The sequence below is a fragment of the Helicobacter sp. 11S02596-1 genome (assembly GCF_002272825.1).
Classification (GTDB): domain Bacteria; phylum Campylobacterota; class Campylobacteria; order Campylobacterales; family Helicobacteraceae; genus Helicobacter_J.
Genome location: NZ_MLAM01000003.1, coordinates 29,553 through 49,166 on the forward strand (window position 1 = coordinate 29,553; position 19,614 = coordinate 49,166).

21 protein-coding genes and 1 pseudogene are annotated in these 19,614 nt (G+C 41.5%); 7 read left to right on the top strand and 15 right to left on the bottom strand.

Going from position 1 to position 19,614, the window contains the following annotated elements; genetic code table 11:
* Positions 1 to 99: 99 nt before the first annotated feature.
* The 7 genes from BJI48_RS02620 to napA are packed head-to-tail and all read right to left on the bottom strand — an operon-like array spanning position 100 to position 6,863.
* The gene (locus BJI48_RS02620) at positions 100 to 444 is read right to left on the bottom strand and encodes a chaperone NapD (RefSeq protein WP_143428760.1); all 345 of its coding nucleotides are present in this window, start codon (positions 442 to 444) and stop codon (positions 100 to 102) included.
* Positions 441 to 1,409: a WD40 repeat domain-containing protein gene (locus tag BJI48_RS02625; RefSeq protein ID WP_095331604.1), complete on the bottom strand. Its 969-nt coding sequence runs from the start codon at positions 1,407 to 1,409 to the stop codon at positions 441 to 443. Before BJI48_RS02625 ends, BJI48_RS02620 begins: the two co-directional genes overlap by 4 nt.
* Positions 1,409 to 1,864: a 4Fe-4S binding protein gene (locus BJI48_RS02630; RefSeq protein WP_095331606.1), complete on the bottom strand. Its 456-nt coding sequence runs from the start codon at positions 1,862 to 1,864 to the stop codon at positions 1,409 to 1,411. The genes BJI48_RS02625 and BJI48_RS02630 overlap by 1 nt, the downstream gene beginning before the upstream one ends.
* Complete coding sequence (locus tag BJI48_RS02635; protein WP_095331608.1) at positions 1,865 to 2,392, bottom strand: nitrate reductase cytochrome c-type subunit; 528 nt, start codon at positions 2,390 to 2,392, stop codon at positions 1,865 to 1,867. It lies immediately after the preceding gene.
* On the bottom strand, positions 2,389 to 3,297 hold the full coding sequence (gene napH, locus BJI48_RS02640; protein ID WP_095331610.1) for a quinol dehydrogenase ferredoxin subunit NapH: 909 nt from the start codon (positions 3,295 to 3,297) through the stop codon (positions 2,389 to 2,391). Before napH ends, BJI48_RS02635 begins: the two co-directional genes overlap by 4 nt.
* Complete coding sequence (gene napG, locus BJI48_RS02645) at positions 3,297 to 4,073, bottom strand: ferredoxin-type protein NapG (protein ID WP_095331612.1); 777 nt, start codon at positions 4,071 to 4,073, stop codon at positions 3,297 to 3,299. Before napG ends, napH begins: the two co-directional genes overlap by 1 nt.
* Positions 4,074 to 4,076: 3 nt before the next feature.
* Positions 4,077 to 6,863 (bottom strand): nitrate reductase catalytic subunit NapA, encoded by a 2,787-nt coding sequence (gene napA, locus BJI48_RS02650; protein WP_095331614.1) that lies wholly within the window; start codon positions 6,861 to 6,863, stop codon positions 4,077 to 4,079.
* A gap of 161 nt (positions 6,864 to 7,024) precedes the next feature.
* Between napA and BJI48_RS02655 the strand changes: the two genes are divergently transcribed.
* Entirely contained in the window at positions 7,025 to 9,556 is a 2,532-nt protein-coding gene (locus BJI48_RS02655; RefSeq protein WP_095331616.1) for an autotransporter outer membrane beta-barrel domain-containing protein, read from the top strand.
* A 35-nt stretch (positions 9,557 to 9,591) separates the two neighbouring features.
* Here BJI48_RS02655 and BJI48_RS02660 read toward each other — a convergent pair whose 3' ends face one another.
* From BJI48_RS02660 to BJI48_RS02690, 7 genes and pseudogenes are all read right to left on the bottom strand, one after another.
* Positions 9,592 to 10,281, bottom strand: a complete 690-nt coding sequence (locus tag BJI48_RS02660; protein WP_095331618.1) for an outer membrane beta-barrel protein — start codon at positions 10,279 to 10,281, stop codon at positions 9,592 to 9,594.
* Between the two features lie 233 nt (positions 10,282 to 10,514).
* Positions 10,515 to 10,670, bottom strand: a pseudogene (locus tag BJI48_RS02665) (YhjD/YihY/BrkB family envelope integrity protein); the annotation flags it as partial.
* Between the two features lie 135 nt (positions 10,671 to 10,805).
* Positions 10,806 to 11,507 (bottom strand): outer membrane beta-barrel protein, encoded by a 702-nt coding sequence (locus BJI48_RS02670; RefSeq protein ID WP_095331622.1) that lies wholly within the window; start codon positions 11,505 to 11,507, stop codon positions 10,806 to 10,808.
* Between the two features lie 84 nt (positions 11,508 to 11,591).
* Positions 11,592 to 12,290 (bottom strand): outer membrane beta-barrel protein, encoded by a 699-nt coding sequence (locus tag BJI48_RS02675; RefSeq protein WP_095331624.1) that lies wholly within the window; start codon positions 12,288 to 12,290, stop codon positions 11,592 to 11,594.
* Positions 12,291 to 12,374: 84 nt separating this feature from the next.
* Positions 12,375 to 13,070 carry an outer membrane beta-barrel protein gene (locus BJI48_RS02680; protein WP_095331626.1) on the bottom strand — a complete coding sequence of 232 codons (696 nt, stop codon included), beginning with the start codon at positions 13,068 to 13,070 and terminating at the stop codon, positions 12,375 to 12,377.
* 217 nt (positions 13,071 to 13,287) lie between these two features.
* Positions 13,288 to 14,133: a YihY family inner membrane protein gene (locus tag BJI48_RS02685; protein WP_095331628.1), complete on the bottom strand. Its 846-nt coding sequence runs from the start codon at positions 14,131 to 14,133 to the stop codon at positions 13,288 to 13,290.
* Positions 14,133 to 14,975, bottom strand: coding sequence for a biotin synthase (locus BJI48_RS02690; protein ID WP_095331630.1), 843 nt, complete (start codon positions 14,973 to 14,975; stop codon positions 14,133 to 14,135). The genes BJI48_RS02685 and BJI48_RS02690 overlap by 1 nt, the downstream gene beginning before the upstream one ends.
* 551 nt (positions 14,976 to 15,526) lie before the next feature.
* Between BJI48_RS02690 and BJI48_RS02695 the strand changes: the two genes are divergently transcribed.
* Entirely contained in the window at positions 15,527 to 16,156 is a 630-nt protein-coding gene (locus BJI48_RS02695) for a class II aldolase and adducin N-terminal domain-containing protein (RefSeq protein WP_180763025.1), read from the top strand.
* 36 nt (positions 16,157 to 16,192) lie between these two features.
* On the opposite strand, the gene BJI48_RS02700 is transcribed toward BJI48_RS02695, so the two are convergent.
* Positions 16,193 to 16,789, bottom strand: coding sequence for a peroxiredoxin (locus tag BJI48_RS02700; RefSeq protein WP_095331634.1), 597 nt, complete (start codon positions 16,787 to 16,789; stop codon positions 16,193 to 16,195).
* A 169-nt stretch (positions 16,790 to 16,958) separates the two neighbouring features.
* Between BJI48_RS02700 and metK the strand changes: the two genes are divergently transcribed.
* The 5 genes from metK to rpmF all read left to right on the top strand — a co-directional run bounded on the left by metK (position 16,959) and on the right by rpmF (position 19,569).
* Entirely contained in the window at positions 16,959 to 18,119 is a 1,161-nt protein-coding gene (metK, locus tag BJI48_RS02705) for a methionine adenosyltransferase (protein ID WP_095331636.1), read from the top strand.
* Between the two features lie 76 nt (positions 18,120 to 18,195).
* Positions 18,196 to 18,474: a 4Fe-4S dicluster domain-containing protein gene (locus BJI48_RS02710; protein ID WP_095331638.1), complete on the top strand. Its 279-nt coding sequence runs from the start codon at positions 18,196 to 18,198 to the stop codon at positions 18,472 to 18,474.
* Positions 18,475 to 18,629: 155 nt separating this feature from the next.
* Positions 18,630 to 19,043: a nucleoside-diphosphate kinase gene (gene ndk, locus BJI48_RS02715; RefSeq protein ID WP_095331640.1), complete on the top strand. Its 414-nt coding sequence runs from the start codon at positions 18,630 to 18,632 to the stop codon at positions 19,041 to 19,043.
* Positions 19,044 to 19,052: 9 nt separating this feature from the next.
* The gene (locus tag BJI48_RS02720; RefSeq protein ID WP_095331642.1) at positions 19,053 to 19,409 is read left to right on the top strand and encodes a hypothetical protein; all 357 of its coding nucleotides are present in this window, start codon (positions 19,053 to 19,055) and stop codon (positions 19,407 to 19,409) included.
* 10 nt (positions 19,410 to 19,419) lie between these two features.
* Positions 19,420 to 19,569 (top strand): 50S ribosomal protein L32, encoded by a 150-nt coding sequence (gene rpmF, locus BJI48_RS02725; RefSeq protein ID WP_095331644.1) that lies wholly within the window; start codon positions 19,420 to 19,422, stop codon positions 19,567 to 19,569.
* Positions 19,570 to 19,614: the final 45 nt, after the last annotated feature.

Genomic DNA, 19,614 nt, shown 5'->3' on the forward strand with positions numbered 1-19,614 from the left:
TTTTCCGAAATCATACCCAAAGCTTGATAACAAACCAAAGCTTTTATCCAAACGCAAGCCCCTTGGGAGTAAAGCCTAGCAGAAATTAAAAAATTTATTTTATTCAGGCAACCACGAACCCACGTTACCTTTGTATCGGATTTCTTTGGCGTCTTGAGATTTTTCAATGTTTTCTAACATTTTTTGAGTTGAAATATTTTTCTCAAGCTCCTCTTCTGAATAGCTATAATGCATATTTGCGCTCAACACCCCAGTGATTTTCTCAATGTCTTTGAGGCGTGCGATCTCACCACTAACATCAACAGCGGTGATACTCACGATAATACTAGCAGTCGCTTCATCACAAATATGAACCTCTATGCCCTCTAAAAGCCCTAGTTCAGAAATCACATTTTCGTAGTGATTCCAATCTATTTTGATGATGATACTTGAAACATTCATCATATCCCTTTCAAATTCCAAAATAATATCTTTTTTCCATCGCAAGCAGCGACAACTTGGTGCTGATAAAACAAAATCGTATTGATGATACAATGCGCGCCTTTTAAAAACCGCTCAATCTCAAGCGTATGCAAATCAATAATAGCAATGCTCCCCTCCTCATCATACATCATTGCCCCATATCTAGCGTCGTTGCTAATACCCACAGCATACACCAAAAATCTCGACTCCACACTCGTATTCTGCGTGCTTTCTCCAATCCTATAAATCCCCATCTTTCTATCCTGCCCCGCACTCAAAACAATATTTTTTGCAGTGGCAAGCTGGTAGTTATTATCTTTATTCACACCCTCAAATTTCGCAATTATCCTGCCCTGATAGACATCTATCATATACACGATACCCGATTCAGCCGTCGAAAACGCAATCCTTCTATCGACACTCAAAATCAAATCAGAAAACGAAGCCGTGCTCGGGTGGATTTTATAGACAAAAGTTTGGGATTTGAGGTCATATAAGGCGATTTCATTACCCATAAACCCAAGCAAAATGCGATGTTCATCCACCCAAAGCGCCTTAGAAATCCAAAGATTATCCGCCCCATCAAAAACAACTTGCATTTTAGAACCAGAAATAATCCGCAATTCTCTGCTACCATTGGCTGCCTCACTCAACACCAAGATATTACGCCCATCAAGCGTATCGGCATTGTAAATCTTGGGCTTTTTCCTTTCATCAAAAAAATCAACGATTTCAGGCAAAACAAACTGGCGAATAAATCTTTTACCCACCAAATCATAAACCCTTAGCGAACCATCATTTTGCGAAATATAAAGATTGTTTTGATAATGGCTCATAGAAGAAATCACCGAATCTGTCTCCAAAACAAAATCCGGGATGCTTGTGATAGGATTTTTCGAGAACACAAGCGAGCAGAACAGCACCCAAAAAAATAAACCTCTCATCATCAAAGTGCCACGATATTAATAGCGTCTTTTGGACATACACGCTCGCATTTCCCACAGCCGGTGCAACTTTCCAAAATCTCTGGATAAAACATCCCACTAAAGCGTATCGCCCCATCGCATATATCTTTGCACGCTGAACAAATGACTTGATGATAAGCCAAACAACCTATCACATCAATTTTGGCACGGGCATTTATCTTGTCCTCAAGCGATGGGTCTAATACACTATTTTCGCCATAGGTTGCCTCACAGATCTGGGCGCATTTTTTGCAAAACACACAGCCATTAGTGGCAAAATCCAGATAAGGCACAGCCTCATCTTTTTTGATAATAATCCCCTCGGCACACACATCCACGCATTCACCCAGACATTGCATACAAAAATCACTCGAATTTCTCTGATATGGGAGAAAAACGAGCGGGCTTTTGGATCTGAAAAAATGCCTCAAAGACATTTATTTGACACCCTCATTGATGACATCCATCAGATTGGATTTTACCTTAGCATTTTGGTTTGTAAAATCCGGCTGGAAAGCATTATTGACCAAAGGCTTAGCATTTGCTTGAGGCACGTGGCACTGGGTGCAATTATAACGGCTAGGATCGATACCATCTTTATGCGCTTGATGATTTCTCAAATCATAAGTATGTGATTTGGGAACAGATGGCGCGCCAACAGATTCAGCCACATCGGGAGAATGGCAACTCAAACACATATTGCTATCTTTGGAAATATCAAGCATTCCCTCTGTATCGTGAGGAATCATCGGCGGGGCATTTTCATAAGAACGCTCAATCTTTTGACTCTCTCCTGCTGCCGAGTTGCTATATTGATAATCCCCCAGTCGGATATTTTTTTCATCTTGCACAGAAACTTTTCTCAAACCCAAAGACTCATCTTTGATACTCCCAGAATCTACCGAACAAGCCACAATCAGACCAATTATCGCGATCAAACCAAATATTTTCAACTTCATTTTTATCTCCTTTTTATTAAGTTGGCTATCCCATAATGGAGGGCGTCATCGTTGCATACCTCAACACACCTGCCACATTTGATACAAGCCATCCCATCAATCACGCCACTTTTTTTCCCAATCATATGCAAGACCTGATTTTCAGGACATATCTGCACACAACGTTTGCAATGGGTGCATTTTTCAAGGTCATATTTCACACGCCAAATGCTGTATTTTCCGATCAAGCCAAATGTCGCTCCCAATGGACAAATATGCCCACAAAAGCCATTTTTTAGAAGCAATAAATCAAACAAAAATACTCCCAATACGCCAAAAAAACCTGCCCCCATCCCAAAAACAATCCCCCGATGTAACATCGAAATGGGGCTTACCATCTCAAAAACAGCCACCCCAAAAACAAATGAAAGCACCAAGGTCAAAAACAAAACGCCGTATTTGGCATTTCTGCTTAAATGGATTTGCTTGACTGATTGATTCCAGCCAAGCTTTCTCCGCAAAAACGCTGCAAAATCCGTTACCAGATTGAGCGGGCAGACATAAGCACAATAAGCCCTCCCCAAGAAAACGCCATAAATCACAAGCACCACAAAAAGCCCTAAATAAATATCCAAAGCCAAAGCACCCCCAGCCAAAAAAAGCTGGGCAACTGCCAAAGGGTCACTCATCGGGATAACCCCAAAAATTTTTGAACTACTCAAATTGCCTTGAAAAATCTGCGTCGCGCTCGGAATGATTTTGCTCTGATTGCTAGCTAGATTCCTATCATCTTGGATAAAAACACTCGTATCACCCTGATAAACCCCATATTGCTTGCTTCCAATCTGCACCCAAGAAAAATTACCTACAAAAAACAAGACCAAAATCCCAATTTGAATAACTCTCCTGAGTATCAAAAACCGATATGCCATCACAAATCCCCGCTATTGAGATAGTCTGTTGCCCCACGCTTTGATGGGGTTTTTATATCCGTAGGGGCGTCTTGCAAACGGCTTTCGTCTTGTTTTTCCCAGCCCTTGATATAGTTGGTGCCCATTTTTCCAAGCACAACATCACGGGGCAAAACCCGAATCGAAGCCTCCTCGGTTACACACACCCGCTCGCATTTCCCACAACCGGTGCAAATATCATTATCCACCATTGGGAGCAAAAAAGAATGCTTGCCGGTGCGATCATTCCTTTTGTATTCAAGATACAACGCTTCATCTATCAAAGGACACGCTCGATAACACGCATCACACTGGATACCCGCATAGGCGATACAATTTTTTGTATCCACGATCGCCACGCCCATTCGCGATAGATTTACATCCAAACGACCTTTGTCCATCAGCGATTCTTTATCAAGCGCATCGGTAGGGCAGGCATTCACACAAGGAACATCTTTGCACATATAGCAAGGAACATCTCTAGGGGTAAAATAAGGCACGCCGACAGGGATATTGTCTGCAGGCTTGGCAAGCTTGAGCGTATAATACGGGCAGGCTTCCACGCACATCCCGCATTTGATACAATTTTTGAAAAATGCATCTTTTTGTTTTGCCCCCGGAGGCAATAACAACAAGCTTGAAGCATTTGCCTTTTTGACATAAGCCCCCCACAAAAGCCCGCCTACAGCCATCATTCCCGTAGCTTGGGCGATCTTGAGTAAGCCCGCACGCCTGTTGGCATCAAAGCCCGTCCCCACTGCTTAAGCCTTATAAACTTTTACAGCGCATTTTTTGAAATCCGTTTGCTTAGACAACGGACAAGTAGCATCCAAACAAACCTTATTGATATAGACCAATTCATCAAACCACGGCACATAAACAAGTCCTTTTGGCGGTCTGTTTCGCCCTCGTGTATCAATCCTTGCTTTTACCTTGCCTCGCCGACTTTCTACCCAGATGATCTCATCTTGCTTGAAGCCATTTTTGGCAGCATCTTGGGGGTGCATATAGCACAAGGCTTCAGGCACAGCACGATAAAGCTCTGGCACACGCATTGTCATCGTCCCACTATGCCAATGCTCTAAGACCCTGCCCGTAGAAAGCCACATCGGATAATCTTTATCCGGCATTTCGCAAGGCTCCATATATGGGCGGAAAAATATTTTTGCTTTATTGTGGATCGAAACTTTTTGATCCATTGGCTTAAACAAATCCCCCTTGCTCAAAGAAGCATTTTGATGTCCGTAGAAAGCAAACTCTTTGCCATTGCCGTATTTTCTCGCATAAGGGTCGTATTTGGCATTAAACCGCCACTGGGTTTCTTTGCCATCAACAACGGGCCAACGCAAGCCACGGACCTTATAATAAACATCAAATTCAGCCAAATCGTGCCCGTGTCCTAACCCAAATTTGCGGTATTCTTCCCAAAGGTATTTTTGGACAAAAAATCCATACCCACCAAATGGCTTGCCATCACTCCCAAGCACATTCCTTTCATCGCCAAAAACTTCTGAATTAAGCGTGCCATCTTTTAGCAACGCTTCTTTTGTGGTGAATTTTTTGGCATTTTTATTGGCAAACAAAACATCAAACAACGTGTCTTTTGGGTTATATCCCATCGCTTGAGCTTGTTTCAAGACAGATTTTAGACCCAAATCTTGATAATCCTTGCCCCAAACATCTTCGAGCGTAAAGCGTTTGGCAAATTCCATATATTGCCACGTATCACTCATCGAATTCCCTTGTGGCAAGACTTGTTGCTTCCAGTGCTGTGTTCGACGCTCGGCATTACCATAAGCACCCCATTTTTCATAAATCATCGCTGTAGGCAAAATCAAATCCGCTACTTTTGCACTGATTCCAGGATAGCAATCACTCACGATGATAAAATTATCCATTTCACGTGCTGCCTTGATCCAGTGGTTGGCATTGGCGGTGTTTTGCCACGGATTATTGACGGAAACCCATACCCATTTGATCTTGCCATCTTCGAGATCCCTCATAATCCCCAAATACGGCGAGCCGGGTTTGCCATTGAGCGTGCCTTGTGGGAGATTCCATATTTTTTCGGTAATTTCACGATGTTTGGGATTGGCGACGACCATATCTGCGGGCAAGCGATGGGAAAATGTCCCCACCTCTCTAGCTGTCCCGCACGCACTTGGCTGTCCTGTAAGGCTAAATGCGCCATTACCCGGCTTGCTCTGTTTGCCAAGTAGCATATGCACCATATAGCTTTGTTCATTCACCCAAGTGCCTCGTTGGTGCTGGTTGAATCCCATTGTCCAAAAGCTCACGACCTTGCGGTTTTTCTCGATATAGAGATTCGCAAGGCTTTGGAGTTTCTTTTTGAAATCCTCTAGGCTCTCATCTTCATTGCCCTTAGCGAGTTTGGCAACAAAATCCAATGTATAAGGTTCTAAAGCCTTTTTGAAATCTTCAAAGCTAATTTCCCAATGCGCATCGGCTTTTCCCGCATTATCCATCTTCATCTCATCGCCTGCTTTGAGTCCTAGATACTGCAGAGAAATCGCCTCATCTTCGCTCAATGGCTTGGCTAATTCTTTAGCAACAATCTCTTTTTCTAATGGATTGAACCCCTTGTGATTAGGGTCGCGTCGCATCCCATAGCCAATATTGACAAATCCGGTGCTAAACACGCAGTTTTCTTGGACAAAGCGCTTATCAATGACTTCAGGGTGGTTATAAACAATCTCTCTGGCAATATAATTCCAAATCGCCAAGTCTGTCTGGGGTTTGAAAACAATCTCAATATCTGCCAAATCAGAAGTTCTATTGGTAAATGTCGTGAGATTGACAACTTTTACTTTGGAAGCATTGCTGAGCTTTCTATCGGTTACACGGCTCCAAAGAATGGGGTGCATTTCAGCCATATTCGCCCCCCACGCGATGATCGTATCGGTAAGCTCAATATCATCATAGCAACCTGCTGGCTCATCAATCCCAAATGTCTGCATAAACCCAACAACCGCACTTGCCATACAATGCCTCGCATTAGGATCGATATTATTGCTCCTAAAGCCCCCTTTCATCAACTTAACTGCTGCATAGCCCTCTTGAACGGTGTATTGCCCGCTTGCCATCACGGCAATCCCTTTGGGTCCCATCTGCTCATAGGTCTTTCTAAATTGCTTTTCCATCTCATCAAATGCTCTCTGCCAGCTCACAGGGGTGAATTTTCCTTTTTTGTCAAACTCACCTTTGGCATTCACCCGCAAAAGGGGCTGGGTGAGCCGATCTTCTCCATACATAATTTTGGCACAAAAATACCCCTTGATACAATTCAAGCCTCGATTTACAGGTGCTTCAGGATCTCCTTTGACCGCTACGATTTTTTTGTCTTTTGTAGCTACCATAATCCCGCACCCAGTCCCACAAAACCGACAAACTGCCTTGTCCCATTTCCAATTTTTCTGGGCAACTTCTGCTTGTGCTGCTAGCGAGCTAGGGACAGCAATGCCTACACTCGATGCAGCAGAAGCAACCGCTGCAGCCTTGATAAAGTCTCTTCTTGATAAGCCACTCATATAGTCTCCTCAAAGGTCTTGGTATAGCAAAAATGCTTGATGAAAATTGTATAAACAATCCCACTCTCAAAGCTTGATATATATCAAACCCCCTATAGGCTTATAATTGCGATAATGGAATGCAATTTGTTTGATTTTATAAAATTAATGAAGTATTGGCAGTGAATCAAAATATTATCTCTATCCTTTTTATTTGTTTTGTTTTAGATTTTTTGTATGGCTGGGACTTCACCTCAGACCAAACACTAAACATAAATAATACACTTGAAAACTATAGACCATTATTCCCGCACGATAGCACCAATACCTTGTCAAATGGGGCAGTTTATACTATCAATTTCACAGCGACCGGCTTAACACCGGGGGCTGTTTTTTCTGTCTTTATACTTGGCAATGATAAAAATCCGGTGCGTTTTGAAGGCGGGAGTTTGAATTTTTATTATGATGGGACACGCATTGGCACAAACACCAATCTTGGAGGGCTTTTTATAACGCGTGAAAAAGCAGGCACAAACACCCAGCCTTTGATTTTTGATTCCAATATTTCTGTGAGGATGGCTGCGGGTTCAAATATGGGGCGAGCTGTTTTTTGGGGACCTTCTAGTGGCGTAGTCTCAGGGATTTTGCATTTCAACAAAAATACATTCATCGACGCAAACAACGCCCTCCCCCGCCTCGCTTGTGGCACGGCAAGTTGCACGAGTGGGACATATGTGCGTTCCATCATCGAGCTAGAAAATGCGGGCGTAGCTTATTTCAACTACGACCCCACCACAAATCAGAGCGTTGATGTCAATAATATTGTCCAACTCAAAGGTGATATTAATTTTTCAGACACCGCTGCTACTGCTTCAAGAAATTCCAGCGTATTTATCAATCTCACCAATCCCTATTCTTTCTTGATAGGCAAAACACGCACAGCAAGAGATGACCCCACAAGCAATTCCTTTGTCAATCTCACCCTTGAAAATGGGGGCAAATGGTTTTTAACCGATGATTCTTATGCGGGCAATCTTAGCGTATCGAACTCATCTTTGAATCCCGATATACCCATCAGTCTGGAGAGTATGCAAAATCTTTCTATTGTCGATCTCGCCAAATACGCTTCTAGCAATATTCCAGGCGTGTATTGCCCCAATGATGACTGCCCTAGAACTGCAGAAACCTTTGCTCCACGCACCCTCAAAACCCAATCCATCAATGGAGAAAATGGCATCTTTGCCCTGATGGCGGATTTGGCCTCCGGGCAAAGCGATCGCATAGAAGCCGGTGAAGTGCGTGGGGTGCATTTCATCCAAATCTATCAAAATCCCAACAATATCCTTTTGACCCCCGCTACGCCCAATATGGTCGTCGCAGAGGCAAACACGCTAGGTGATGGGGCAGATTTCAGAGGCATTGCCACGTTGCTTGGGCTGTATGACTATCTGCCTATTTTGCAAAAAAACACCACCGCAACAGGCGGGAGCGAATGGGTTTTGAGCGCGATTGAGCGGACACCTAGCCAAACGGCAAAAAGCCTTTTGAATATCTTTTCCCTGCCGTATATGATCTATCGTCTCCAAGCAGATAATCTCCACACCAGAGTCGATGATCTCACCTACCCGCCCACACTCAATGGGGCGTGGGTGAAAACTTCTGGCGGGGGCATTTATGCCAAACAACCCGATGGCGCACCAACCACCCAAAATCTTTTTTATCATTTTTCTGGGGGCTATGATGTGGGGGAGACTTTTGAAACTTGGCGGTATTTTTATGGGGGGAATTTGGGTTATACCCATCTCAATGCTTCAGATAGTGGCTATCAGGGCAAAGCAGAAGCGATTGAGCTGGGCGCATATGGTGGGTATATCCAACAAGAAGGTTGGGTGCTAGATGGGAGTATGGGCTATATCTATGCCCCTGTGCGCACCCATCTAAACGCGCAAGATACGCCGATTGATTTCAATTCCCATATGTTGCTAATGAGCGCTCGGGCGGGGTATAAGATATATCCTTTTTCTGTGCATAGAACCAGAACTATAGAAAAATGTATCCAAAAGGTCTTTTGCAGGAATGTCAAAGTAGCCACAAAGATCAAAGATACCCGCACGTATCTTGAGCCTTATGCCTCGCTTAGTCCGGGCGTGGTATGGGGGCAAGAGTTTTCATTTGTCCAAAAACAATCCCAAGTCCCCATCACAGCCAAGCTTGGCACAGCACCAGTGTTGATTAGTAAAATCGGGCTTTTGGGGGTGAAACGTTATGAATATGATTGGGGAGTTTTGAGCGTGAATGCTTTGGTTGAATACAGCGCCGACTTGAATCTTGGGGGTAAGGTTACGCTCATAGATACCGCAAAAGTCCCGCTATATAATGACGCCAATCACGCCGACCATCGGCTTGGGATGGGTGCGGGGATAAAATGGCTGGGGCTTTATGATAGCTTGAGTTTGTTTGCTGATTTTAAAACCGAATTTTTTGGTAGGCTCAATACCTATTGGCTTATTAGTGCGGGCTTGCGTTATAAATTTGGACAAAAGCCTCCAAAAGCTATGCCACAACTAAGCACTCGCCCTATCCCTAAGCGCCCCAAAGACAAAAATAGCCAAAAAAGCAAAAAAATGAATTTCCTCAAACCCTATGAACCGCCGTTGCAAAAAGCACCCGATACGTTTTATCGGGAAAACCATTTTGAGGGCTTTCCTAAATAAGCTTATCGGCTAGGGGTGTGAGGGATTTACCCCCATCAAAACGCATAAACATAGCTGGCATAGAGTGAGAAATTGTGGCGGGTGGTTAAAGTAATAGTGGTTAATCCTGAAGTGGTCAATCCTGAGGTATCTTTAAGGATTGTATTGGTCAAAAGTGGCGCTTTGAACCCCAGCTCGATACTGCTACCACTCTTTAAAATCGCCCGCACTCCCAGATCTAAAGTCATCTGAAAGTGGGTATTTCGGTTTTTAGAATTTGTTATTTCGGTTTTTCCATTGAGCTTTGTTGTTGTTTGCGAACTCCCTGCAAAGTAAGTATTTGCCCCTAATCCCAACCCACCAAATACACCAAAATCAAATGATGGCAACGCCACAATATTATAAAGGACTTCCGCACCGACCCCGTAGTTGAGCAAATGTATAGCGGGATCTATAATGGCATTAGATATAGCTGTTGTAGAATTTCCAGAATCCACAAATCCATAAGCCCGAATGCCTAAGCCTTGTGTGAAAAAATATTTATAACCCAACTTGATACCAACCCCTGTAATCAAAGTATCTAGCTTGGTGGTTTCAACAGAATGACGAGTTGTTGTTTCTGTTTTAGTAACAGAGTTCCCCGCCCCCACTTGCGCACTCACACCGATAAATGCGCCACTATTTTCTGCATTCAAAGCAGAGCATAATGCCATCGAACACAATATTACCTTTGAAAACCGACCCATAGAAAATCTCCTTATGCAAAATAATTTTGATTTTCTATTTTATAAGTATTTATTTGAAAAACAACTGAATAACAAAGTTAGTAAGAATAAAAAAATTTAGGATTATTTTTATGACAGGATAGGTATTTTTCAAAATCAATATTATTTTGATTTTTATAGAATATTTATCTATTTTAGAGTCTATTTATAGTAGGTAGCGACAATAGGTAATCTCCTATTGCCAAAATACAGAATTAAATCTCTGTAATAATATCTTTTTTATTTTTACCAAAGTTAGAAATAAGTGCCTCACACGATCGCATCCCAAAAAGCAAAACCAACCAAGAAATATAAATCCACAGCATCAATATCAACAACACCGATACCGACCCATAAAGCGTGGGATATGTTTTGTTATAAACAAATCCCCATAAACCCTATGAACCGCCGTTGCAAAAAGCACCAGATACGTTTTATCGGGAAAATCATTTTGAGGGCTTTTCTAAATAAGCTTATCGGCTAGGGGCGTGAGGGATTTACCCCCATCAAAACGCATAAACATAGCTGGCATAAAATGAAAAATTATGGCGGGTGGTGCCAATCATTTCAATAACTTGAGTTGTAGTTGATTTGTAAATTACGCTTTTTTGTTCAGAGATTGTATTGGTCAAAAGTGGTGCTTTGAACCCAAGCTCAATACTACTGCCACTCTTTAAAATCGCCCGCACTCCCAGATCCAAAGTCATTTGAAAGTGGGTATTTTTATCAGAGGAGTTTGTTTTTCGGGTTTTTCCATTTTTCTTTGTAGTTACTTGATAGCTATTATAAAAATACGTATTTGCTCCTAATCCCAGCCCACCAAATACACCAAAATCAAATGATGGCAATGCTACGACATTATAAAGGGCTTCCGCACCGACCCCATAGTTCAGCAAAGACACAACATTAGTGGGGCTAAATATAAATTTTCCAGAATCCGTAAAACCATAAGCCCGAATGCCTAAGCCTTGTGTGAAAAAATATTTATAACCCAATTTGATACCAAATCCTGTGATTAAAGTATTGGATTTTTGGATGGCTGAATTATTAGTTTCAACACCTGAAGCAATGGTTGATATGTTGGCTTCAGCAGTAGCGCTCCCCGCTCCTACTTGTGCGCTCACGCCGATAAATGCCCCGTTATTTTCTGCATTCAAAGCAGAGCATAACACCATCGAACACAATGTGACCTTTAAAAACCGACCCATAGAAAATCTCCTTATAAAAAACAATTAGGAAGAATACGCCTATTAACCCATCAACTACCTCGTGTGATAGGAATTTTGGTTCAATCAAAACGCATAAACATAGCTGGCATAAAATGAAAAATTGTGGCGAGCAGTGATAGCAGTAACGCTAGTGGCATACATCGCTTCAGGGGGTTTTTTAAAGATCTTACTGCTTAAAAGTGGCGCTTTAAGCCCAAGCTCGATACTACTACCACTTTTTAAAATCGCCCGCACTCCCAGATCCAAAGTCATCTGAAAGTGGGTATTTTGATAAGGGGATTTTAGGGGAGTGTTCGGGGGGACTGGTATTGATCCAGTTACTTCTACCTGATAGCTCTCATTAAAGTAGGTATTTGCCCCTAATCCCAACCCACCAAATACACCAAAATCAAATGATGGCAACGCCACAATATTATAAAGAGCTTCCGCACCGACCCCATAGTTCAGCAAAGGCACAACGTTAGTGGGGCTAAATATAAATTTTCCAGAATCCGTAAAACCATAAGCCCGAATGCCTAAGCCTTGTGTGAAAAAATATTTATAACCCAATTTGATACCAAATCCTGTGATTAAAGTATTGGATTTTTGGATGGCTGAATTATTAGTTTCAACACCTGAAGCAATGGTTGATATGTTGGCTTCAGCAGTAGCGCTCCCCGCTCCTACTTGTGCGCTCACGCCGATAAATGCCCCGTTATTTTCTGCATTCAAAGCAGAGCATAACACCATCGAACACAATGTGACCTTTAAAAACCGACCCATAGAAAATCTCCTTATAAAAAACAATTAGGAAGAATACGCCTATTAACCCATCAACTACCTCGTGTGATAGGAATTTTGGTTCAATCAAAACGCATAAACATAGCTGGCATAAAATGAAAAATTGTGGCGAGCAGTGATAGCAGTAACGCTAGTGGCATACATCGCTTCAGGGGGTTTTTTAAAGATCTTACTGCTTAAAAGTGGCGCTTTAAGCCCAAGCTCGATACTACTACCACTTTTTAAAATCGCCCGCACTCCCAGATCCAAAGTCATCTGAAAGTGGGTATTTTGATAAGGGGATTTTAGGGGAGTGTTCGGGGGGACTGGTATTGATCCAGTTACTTCTACCTGATAGCTCTCATTAAAGTAGGTATTTGCCCCTAATCCCAACCCACCAAATACACCAAAATCAAATGATGGCAACGCCACAATATTATAAAGAGCTTCCGCACCGACCCCATAGTTCAGCAAAGGCACAACGTTAGCAAGAGTGGCAGAAGATGCACCCCTTATAAATTCTCCAGAATCCACAAATCCGTAATAACGAACACCCAATGTGGGATTGAAAAATTGTTTATAACCCAACTTAATACCAAATCCCATAACCGAGGTATCTATTTTTGTAGTTTCAGAAACATTTTGAGTTTTGCTTTCTCCCTCAAAAACAGCACTCCCTGCCCCCATCTGCATACTTACGCCGATAAATGCGCCACTACTTTCTGCATTCAAAGCAGAAAATAACGCCATCGAACACAATGTGACCTTTAAAAACCGACCCATAGAAAACCTCCTTAATAAATTTGATTTTCTATTCTATAAATAATTATCTGAAATATAACTGAAAAATAAATTATCGATAATGAAAAAAACTAGGATTATTTTTATGATGGGATATGTATTTAATAAAATCAATATTATTTTAATTATTATAAAATATTTATCTATTTTTTAAATCTATTGACATAAATGACAAAATGCACGATTAAAAAAGGAAAAGCTAGGAATCTTTGATAGTTTCTTTTTCATTTTTACCAAAATTAGAAATAAGTGCCTCACACGATCGCATCCCAAAAAGCAAAACCAACCAAGAAATATAAATCCACAGCATCAATATCAACAACACCGATACCGACCCATAAAGCGTGGGGTATGTCTTGTTATAAGAAACATAATAAACAAATCCCCATTTAAACAAATACCACACGCTAGCACTCGCAAACGACGTAAATACCAACGCTTTTTTATTCAACGGCTTGTTAGCTGAGATCTGAAATAGGGTCAAAAACAGCACACAAGTCCCTAGCCATAACAAAATATCTGGGAAAAACAACCCATTTACCTTGTCTTTGAAAGCCCCCTGCACCGCCCCACTAAAATAAATCGTCATAAAAAATGCGATCGGAAAAAGCGTCATCATCGCCCAATACACCACCAGAGAATCAAAAAACTTTCGTGGCTTGGAATTAAACATCTTCGATGTGATATAAGCATAATTTCTAAAAAACATCAGCGAGGTAAAAAGAATATAAATAAGCCCCATCACGCCGAGTTTCGTGCTATTTTGCATAAAAGTATCCAAAAAGGAGCTGATGATTTCGGTATGGGTCGGCAGGATGTTTGAGAGGATAAAATCCTTAAAATCATTGACACGATCCCGGACATTGGGGAAATTTAGCATTATCGAAAATACAATCAACAACAACGGGATCAAAGCAAAAATCGTGTAAAAACTTAGCGATGAGGCATAATAAAACATCTCTTGTTCGTGGGTGAGAAAACTATAGATTTCTTTGAGCTTTTTGGAGATATTGCGACAAAATTCTTGCAAGATTGTGAATTTCATCAGTGGCAACTTGTTGCGATCTCAAGCCCATAAGAGCGTATCATATCGACATCTTTTTGGGGGCTATCGCCTTTTGTGGTGAGATAATCCCCCAGCACGACGGCATTGATACCACATTCAAACAAGGCTTTTTGTTCCCTGCCAAACACCACTTCCCGCCCGCCTGCGATCATCAAACGCGCCTTAGGCAAAAATTCCCTTGCTAGCACCACGCATTCGAGGGCTTCCTCAGGCTCTAGCGTGGTTTGTGAGATAGGTAAAGCGGGGTTGTGGATAAAAAAATTCACCGGCACCGAATGCGGGGAGAGGATTTGGAGTGCTTTGAGTAGCTCGATACGATCCCCCCAGCTCTCTCCCAAGCCAAATATCCCCCCGCTACACAGCCCAAGCCCTGCACTCAAGGCATTTTCACAAGTCTCAAAACGCTCTTTCCACGGATGGGTCGTGCAAATCTTTGGGAAAAAATCCTTGGCGGTTTCTAGGTTGTGATTGTAGCTATCCACGCCGTTTTGCTTCAGATATTTGAGCGACTCCGTATCCGCACGCCCACAACACGCGATGATATGCAAATCCAAGCCATCATCTTTGATCATCTTGGCAGTTTTTGCAATATAATCGCATTTTTTATCATCCAAACCCCGCCCCGCCGTTACCAAGCAAAACCCCAATGCCCCAAATTCTTTTAACGCCCTAGCCTCTTTCAAAACGACTTCTGGGGCTTTGAACTTGTATTTTTCAATATCGGCGTGATAATGCGAACTCTGCGCACAATACGCACAATCTTCGCTACAATTCCCGCTACTCACATTTGAAATCGAACACAAAAATATTCCATCATCCATTTAAACTTCCTTTTGGCTAAAAAGAAATTATAACAAATTGTATCGTTGTGAATAAATATGACCAGCAAGAAAGAATCAAATTGATAAATAAAATCAAGAAAAGCAAGCTAGAGGGAGATAATCAAGAAGCTTAGAGTGGCTTGCTGAAGAGAAATTTCCCTCACTCTAAGCGTTTTATCTTAAAGGGCTAATGAGATTAATAAAATTAATGCTATAATCACCCTCAAGATAGCCTTGACTATCTTATGTATTGACATCTTCATCACCTCATTTCGAGGTCATAAATTTGCCAAGAGGTTGCTTGCCCTCTTGGCACAACCTCAAACATAATCGTAGTAAAAAATTTATCTAACCTTTAATTCCCCTTAACTTTAAGCTGGTGGCAAAATACACAATTGATTATACAAACTCGGTTTGTCGCCTTGCAAACCTGAAGACCACTCACGAAAGCTTAGCTCCCCATTTATTCCTAAATATTTTGATTTATCTGCCTGATTATTGTGTGTTTGGGTTAAAGTTTAGGTTTTCAATTCAATGGTAGAATGCAATTTATGAATATATATACAAAAGATGTAGATCCAAATCTCATTGACAAGATCAGCAGTGTTTCTTTGGCGATGTTTCGCAAGAGCTTTTTTGGGGTTTTTCACGGCTCAATATCTGCGAGAGTTTCTCAAAATCGATTCCTTATCAACAAAAAAGACGCCATATTTGACAGGATTGATAATAATTCTTTGATTATGCTTTATGACAAAGAGGACTATCGCTGGCAGGAAGCAAGTATGGATGCATATATCCATTCTAATATTTATCAGAACTTCACAGAGGCGCGTTTTGTCGTCTATAGTATGCCCCCTTATAGTGTTGCGTATTCACTCAAACACGATGTTTTATTCCCCAAAGATTATTTTGGTTATCGATTTTTGGGCAAACAAATCGATATTTTTGATCCAAAAAACTATGATGATTGGTATGAGCGGGCTGATATTGATATTTCAAGATATTTCAAGCAAACAAAAAGAAATTTTGTTTTTATCAAAGGCTATGGGATTTATGCGTATCACCGGGATTTGTATTCGCTAGCAAAAATCATCGCTTTGATCGAAAATAGTTGCAAGGTGTTGCAATTAGCAGATATGTTTGATTTGGGTTATGGGAATGAAATGCGGTTTGATATTTGATTAAACTAACCAAGGCAATGCCTTGGTTGTTTGGGCTTAGAGCTTTGAAGCGTTTTCAGATAGATATTCTGCGACACCTTGATGGGTAGCTTTCATCCCTTTATCGCCTTTTCTCCAGCCTGCGGGGCAAACTTCGCCATTTTCTTCAAAGAACAAGAGGGCATCTACCATTCGGATCATCTCATCGACATTTCTACCTAATGGAAGATCGTTGATGACAGCGTGGCGGATGATTTGATTTTTGTCGATCAAAAACGAACCTCTAAGGGCGACAGCACCGTTGAATAGCACATCATAATCTCTTGAGATTGCTTTGGTGATATCTGCTACCATTGGGAATGTGATATTGCCGATACCGCCTTGATTGACAGGGGTATTTTTCCACGCAAAATGCACAACTTCAGTATCTGTCGATACACCAATAACATTGAAGCCTTTTTCTTGAAAATCCTTGACACGATGATCAAATGCGATGATTTCTGATGGGCATACAAATGTAAAATCTTTTGGCCAAAAAAACAACACCGCACCATTTTTGCCTAGGTTTTTTGATAGCTCAAAATCCTCAACAATCTCATTATTGGCTAAAACCGCTGCTGCTTTGAAATCAGGTGCTTTTTTTGTTACTAACATTTTTTCTCCTTGTAAGTTAATTTTGAGTTTGATAACAAATAATAATTATCACTTGCTAATGATAACGATTGAAAGTTAATTGACGTCTAATTATTTTCATTTTGAGTCCTATTTGTATTTGTAAAAAACTGCTACAATCCCAAAAAAATTTCAAATACAAGGTGAGTTTATGAAAAATGAATTTCTTTTTACTTCAGAGTCTGTAACAGAGGGACATCCCGACAAGATGGCTGATCAGATTAGCGATGCGGTTTTAGACTATATCATTGGGAGAGACAAAAACGCTCGCGTGGCTTGTGAGACGCTCGTTTCAAATGGTTTTTGTGTGATCGCTGGGGAGCTCAAGACTTCTGTTTATGCCCCAATGCAAGAGATCGCTCGGGAAGTAGTAAAAAGTATCGGTTATACCGATGCACTCTATGGCTTTGATTACCGCAGTGCAGCCGTGCTTAATGGTATTGGCGAGCAAAGTCCTGATATCAATCAAGGCGTAGATCGGAGCGATGGTGAGATCGGGGCAGGCGATCAGGGGTTGATGTTTGGCTATGCGTGCAAAGAAACCGATACACTAATGCCTTTGCCTATCTGGCTGGCACACAAGCTTACCGAAGGGCTTGCAGCAAGGAGAAAAGATGGCACGATTCCATTTCTACGACCTGATGGCAAATCCCAAGTAACGGTCAAATATGTCGATGGCAAGCCCGTTGCTATCGATACTATTGTCATCTCTACCCAGCATTCCCCCGAAGTCGATCAGCAACATTTGCGTGAAGCTGTCATCGAAGAAATCGTTTATAAGGTTTTGCCAAAAGAATACCTCAATGATGACATTAAATATCACGTCAATCCTACCGGTAAGTTTGTCATCGGAGGCCCACAAGGGGATGCGGGGCTTACAGGAAGAAAAATCATCGTAGATACCTATGGGGGTTCTTGCCCGCACGGCGGTGGGGCATTTAGTGGGAAAGACCCGAGCAAAGTCGATAGAAGTGCGGCCTATGCAGCCAGATATGTGGCAAAAAATCTCGTTGCCAGCGGGGTTTGTGAGCGAGCAACCGTGCAGCTTGCCTATGCTATCGGGGTTGTCGAACCTGTCTCTATCTATGTCAATACGCACGGGACTGCAACATTTGATGATGCAAAAATCGAAGCTTGCGTTCGGAAGGTTTTTCGTCTGACCCCTAAAGGCATCATCGAAAGCTTGGATTTGCTTAGACCCATCTATAGAAACACAGCAGCTTATGGGCATTTTGGGCGAGAATTGCCCGAGTTTAGCTGGGAAAAAACCGATAAGGTCAGCGAGATAAAAGAATTTTTTGGTATTCACTGATTGGGTTATGGGATTTGCTCCGTTGCTTGATGGGGCATTTGATTGTGTTTGAAGCCTGATTGATGGATAGAATGGGATGTCGGTAAAAATTACAGATATTTGCATTGCGTGTGGTGCGTGTATTGATGAATGCCCTGTTTGGGCGATTGTCGATAATGATGACAATCCTGATGGTGAAAACACTTATTATGTATATCCCGATAAATGCGTTGAATGCGTTGGGTATAATCAAATGCCTGCGTGCGCAAATGCTTGCCCTACGGATGGGTGTATTGTTTGGAGCGATCTAGGCAAGCCCCATCGGATTGAGATTGGTTTGGGTATGCGGGATGGGTTGTGTCCTGTTGGGCGGTGAGGTTTGTGTTTAGAGTTTTTTCAAAAAGCTTGCAAATTTTGATTTTGAAGTCTTTGGGAGAGATTTAAGCATTCCTAAGGCGATTTTATGTATAATCAAAGTTTGATTTTGTAAAATTCTAGGCAATTTTAGCCTTTCAATGAGGAGCATTATTTATGGAACAGACACTCTCAATTATCAAACCCGATGCGGTGAAAAAAAACGTCATTGGAAAGATTATCGATCGATTTGAGTCTGCAGGGCTAAGAATTGTTGCTATTAAAAAAATTCATTTGTCAGAATGTGAGGCAAAAGCTTTTTATAATGTGCATAAAGACAGACCATTTTTTAACGATTTGGTGAAATTTATGGTGAGTGGTTCTGTGGTTGCGATGGTTTTGGAGGGCGAAAATGCTGTTATGAAAAATCGCGATTTGATGGGAGCTACTAATCCTAAAGAAGCCAAGCCTGGAACGATTCGTGCTGATTTTGCTGAAAGTATCGATGCAAATGCCGTGCACGGGAGCGATAGCCTTGAGAATGCAAAAATTGAAATTGAATTTTTCTTTTCAAAAAGGGAAATTTGTTAGTATTTTTGGATGAAGATAGAAATGAGAAAAATCACTCAGGTTCCCAAGGTGTTTTCTTTGGAATCTGAGGGGCTTGTTTTACGGGGGGAGATCGCTCGGAAGTCTTCCAAGCTTTTTTGTATGCAAGCGAACTTGAACGGGAGTTTGGAGTTGGTTTGTGATATTAGTGGGGAAAGTTTTTTCAAAGATTTTGATGAATCTTTGGTTTTGTATATTTCAGATGGTTTGTGGGATATGCAAAGCCAAAGTTTAAAGCTTGATGATTTTGATGTTATTGAGTTTTTTGATGGCTTTATTGATATTGGATATATTTTAGAAAGCGAGATAGCCTCCATCAAGATGGACTATCATACGAAAGAATCATAAAGGAGTTAAAATGGCAGTTCCTGATAGGCGAGTGAGTAAAACCAGAGCAGCAAAAAGACGCACGCATTATAAAGTCAAGTTGGCGTGTCCTGTGCGTGATAAAGACGGGAGTTGGAAAATGCCCCATCGTGTGAATAAATTTACCGGTTCTTACAAATAAATTGCTTGAGCAAGATTTTTTGCGATAATGATTTGGATTTTAAAT

Bases quoted from the DNA above. Each gene is read 5' to 3' on its own strand.
- BJI48_RS02630 (WP_095331606.1), bottom strand. From the start codon at position 1,864: ATGTCTTTGAGGCATTTTTTCAGATCCAAAAGCCCGCTCGTTTTTCTC.
- BJI48_RS02625 (WP_095331604.1), bottom strand. From the start codon at position 1,409: ATGATGAGAGGTTTATTTTTTTGGGTGCTGTTCTGCTCGCTTGTGTTC.
- BJI48_RS02720 (WP_095331642.1), top strand. From the start codon at position 19,053: ATGAAGATAGAAATGAGAAAAATCACTCAGGTTCCCAAGGTGTTTTCT.
- rpmF (WP_095331644.1), top strand. From the start codon at position 19,420: ATGGCAGTTCCTGATAGGCGAGTGAGTAAAACCAGAGCAGCAAAAAGA.
- napH (WP_095331610.1), bottom strand. From the start codon at position 3,297: ATGGCATATCGGTTTTTGATACTCAGGAGAGTTATTCAAATTGGGATT.
- BJI48_RS02700 (WP_095331634.1), bottom strand. From the start codon at position 16,789: ATGTTAGTAACAAAAAAAGCACCTGATTTCAAAGCAGCAGCGGTTTTA.
- BJI48_RS02620 (WP_143428760.1), bottom strand. From the start codon at position 444: ATGATGAATGTTTCAAGTATCATCATCAAAATAGATTGGAATCACTAC.
- metK (WP_095331636.1), top strand. From the start codon at position 16,959: ATGAAAAATGAATTTCTTTTTACTTCAGAGTCTGTAACAGAGGGACAT.
- BJI48_RS02670 (WP_095331622.1), bottom strand. From the start codon at position 11,507: ATGGGTCGGTTTTTAAAGGTCACATTGTGTTCGATGGTGTTATGCTCT.
- BJI48_RS02685 (WP_095331628.1), bottom strand. From the start codon at position 14,133: ATGAAATTCACAATCTTGCAAGAATTTTGTCGCAATATCTCCAAAAAG.
- BJI48_RS02660 (WP_095331618.1), bottom strand. From the start codon at position 10,281: ATGGGTCGGTTTTCAAAGGTAATATTGTGTTCGATGGCATTATGCTCT.
- ndk (WP_095331640.1), top strand. From the start codon at position 18,630: ATGGAACAGACACTCTCAATTATCAAACCCGATGCGGTGAAAAAAAAC.
- BJI48_RS02710 (WP_095331638.1), top strand. From the start codon at position 18,196: ATGTCGGTAAAAATTACAGATATTTGCATTGCGTGTGGTGCGTGTATT.
- BJI48_RS02695 (WP_180763025.1), top strand. From the start codon at position 15,527: ATGAATATATATACAAAAGATGTAGATCCAAATCTCATTGACAAGATC.
- BJI48_RS02675 (WP_095331624.1), bottom strand. From the start codon at position 12,290: ATGGGTCGGTTTTTAAAGGTCACATTGTGTTCGATGGTGTTATGCTCT.
- napA (WP_095331614.1), bottom strand. From the start codon at position 6,863: ATGAGTGGCTTATCAAGAAGAGACTTTATCAAGGCTGCAGCGGTTGCT.
- BJI48_RS02690 (WP_095331630.1), bottom strand. From the start codon at position 14,975: ATGGATGATGGAATATTTTTGTGTTCGATTTCAAATGTGAGTAGCGGG.
- BJI48_RS02680 (WP_095331626.1), bottom strand. From the start codon at position 13,070: ATGGGTCGGTTTTTAAAGGTCACATTGTGTTCGATGGCGTTATTTTCT.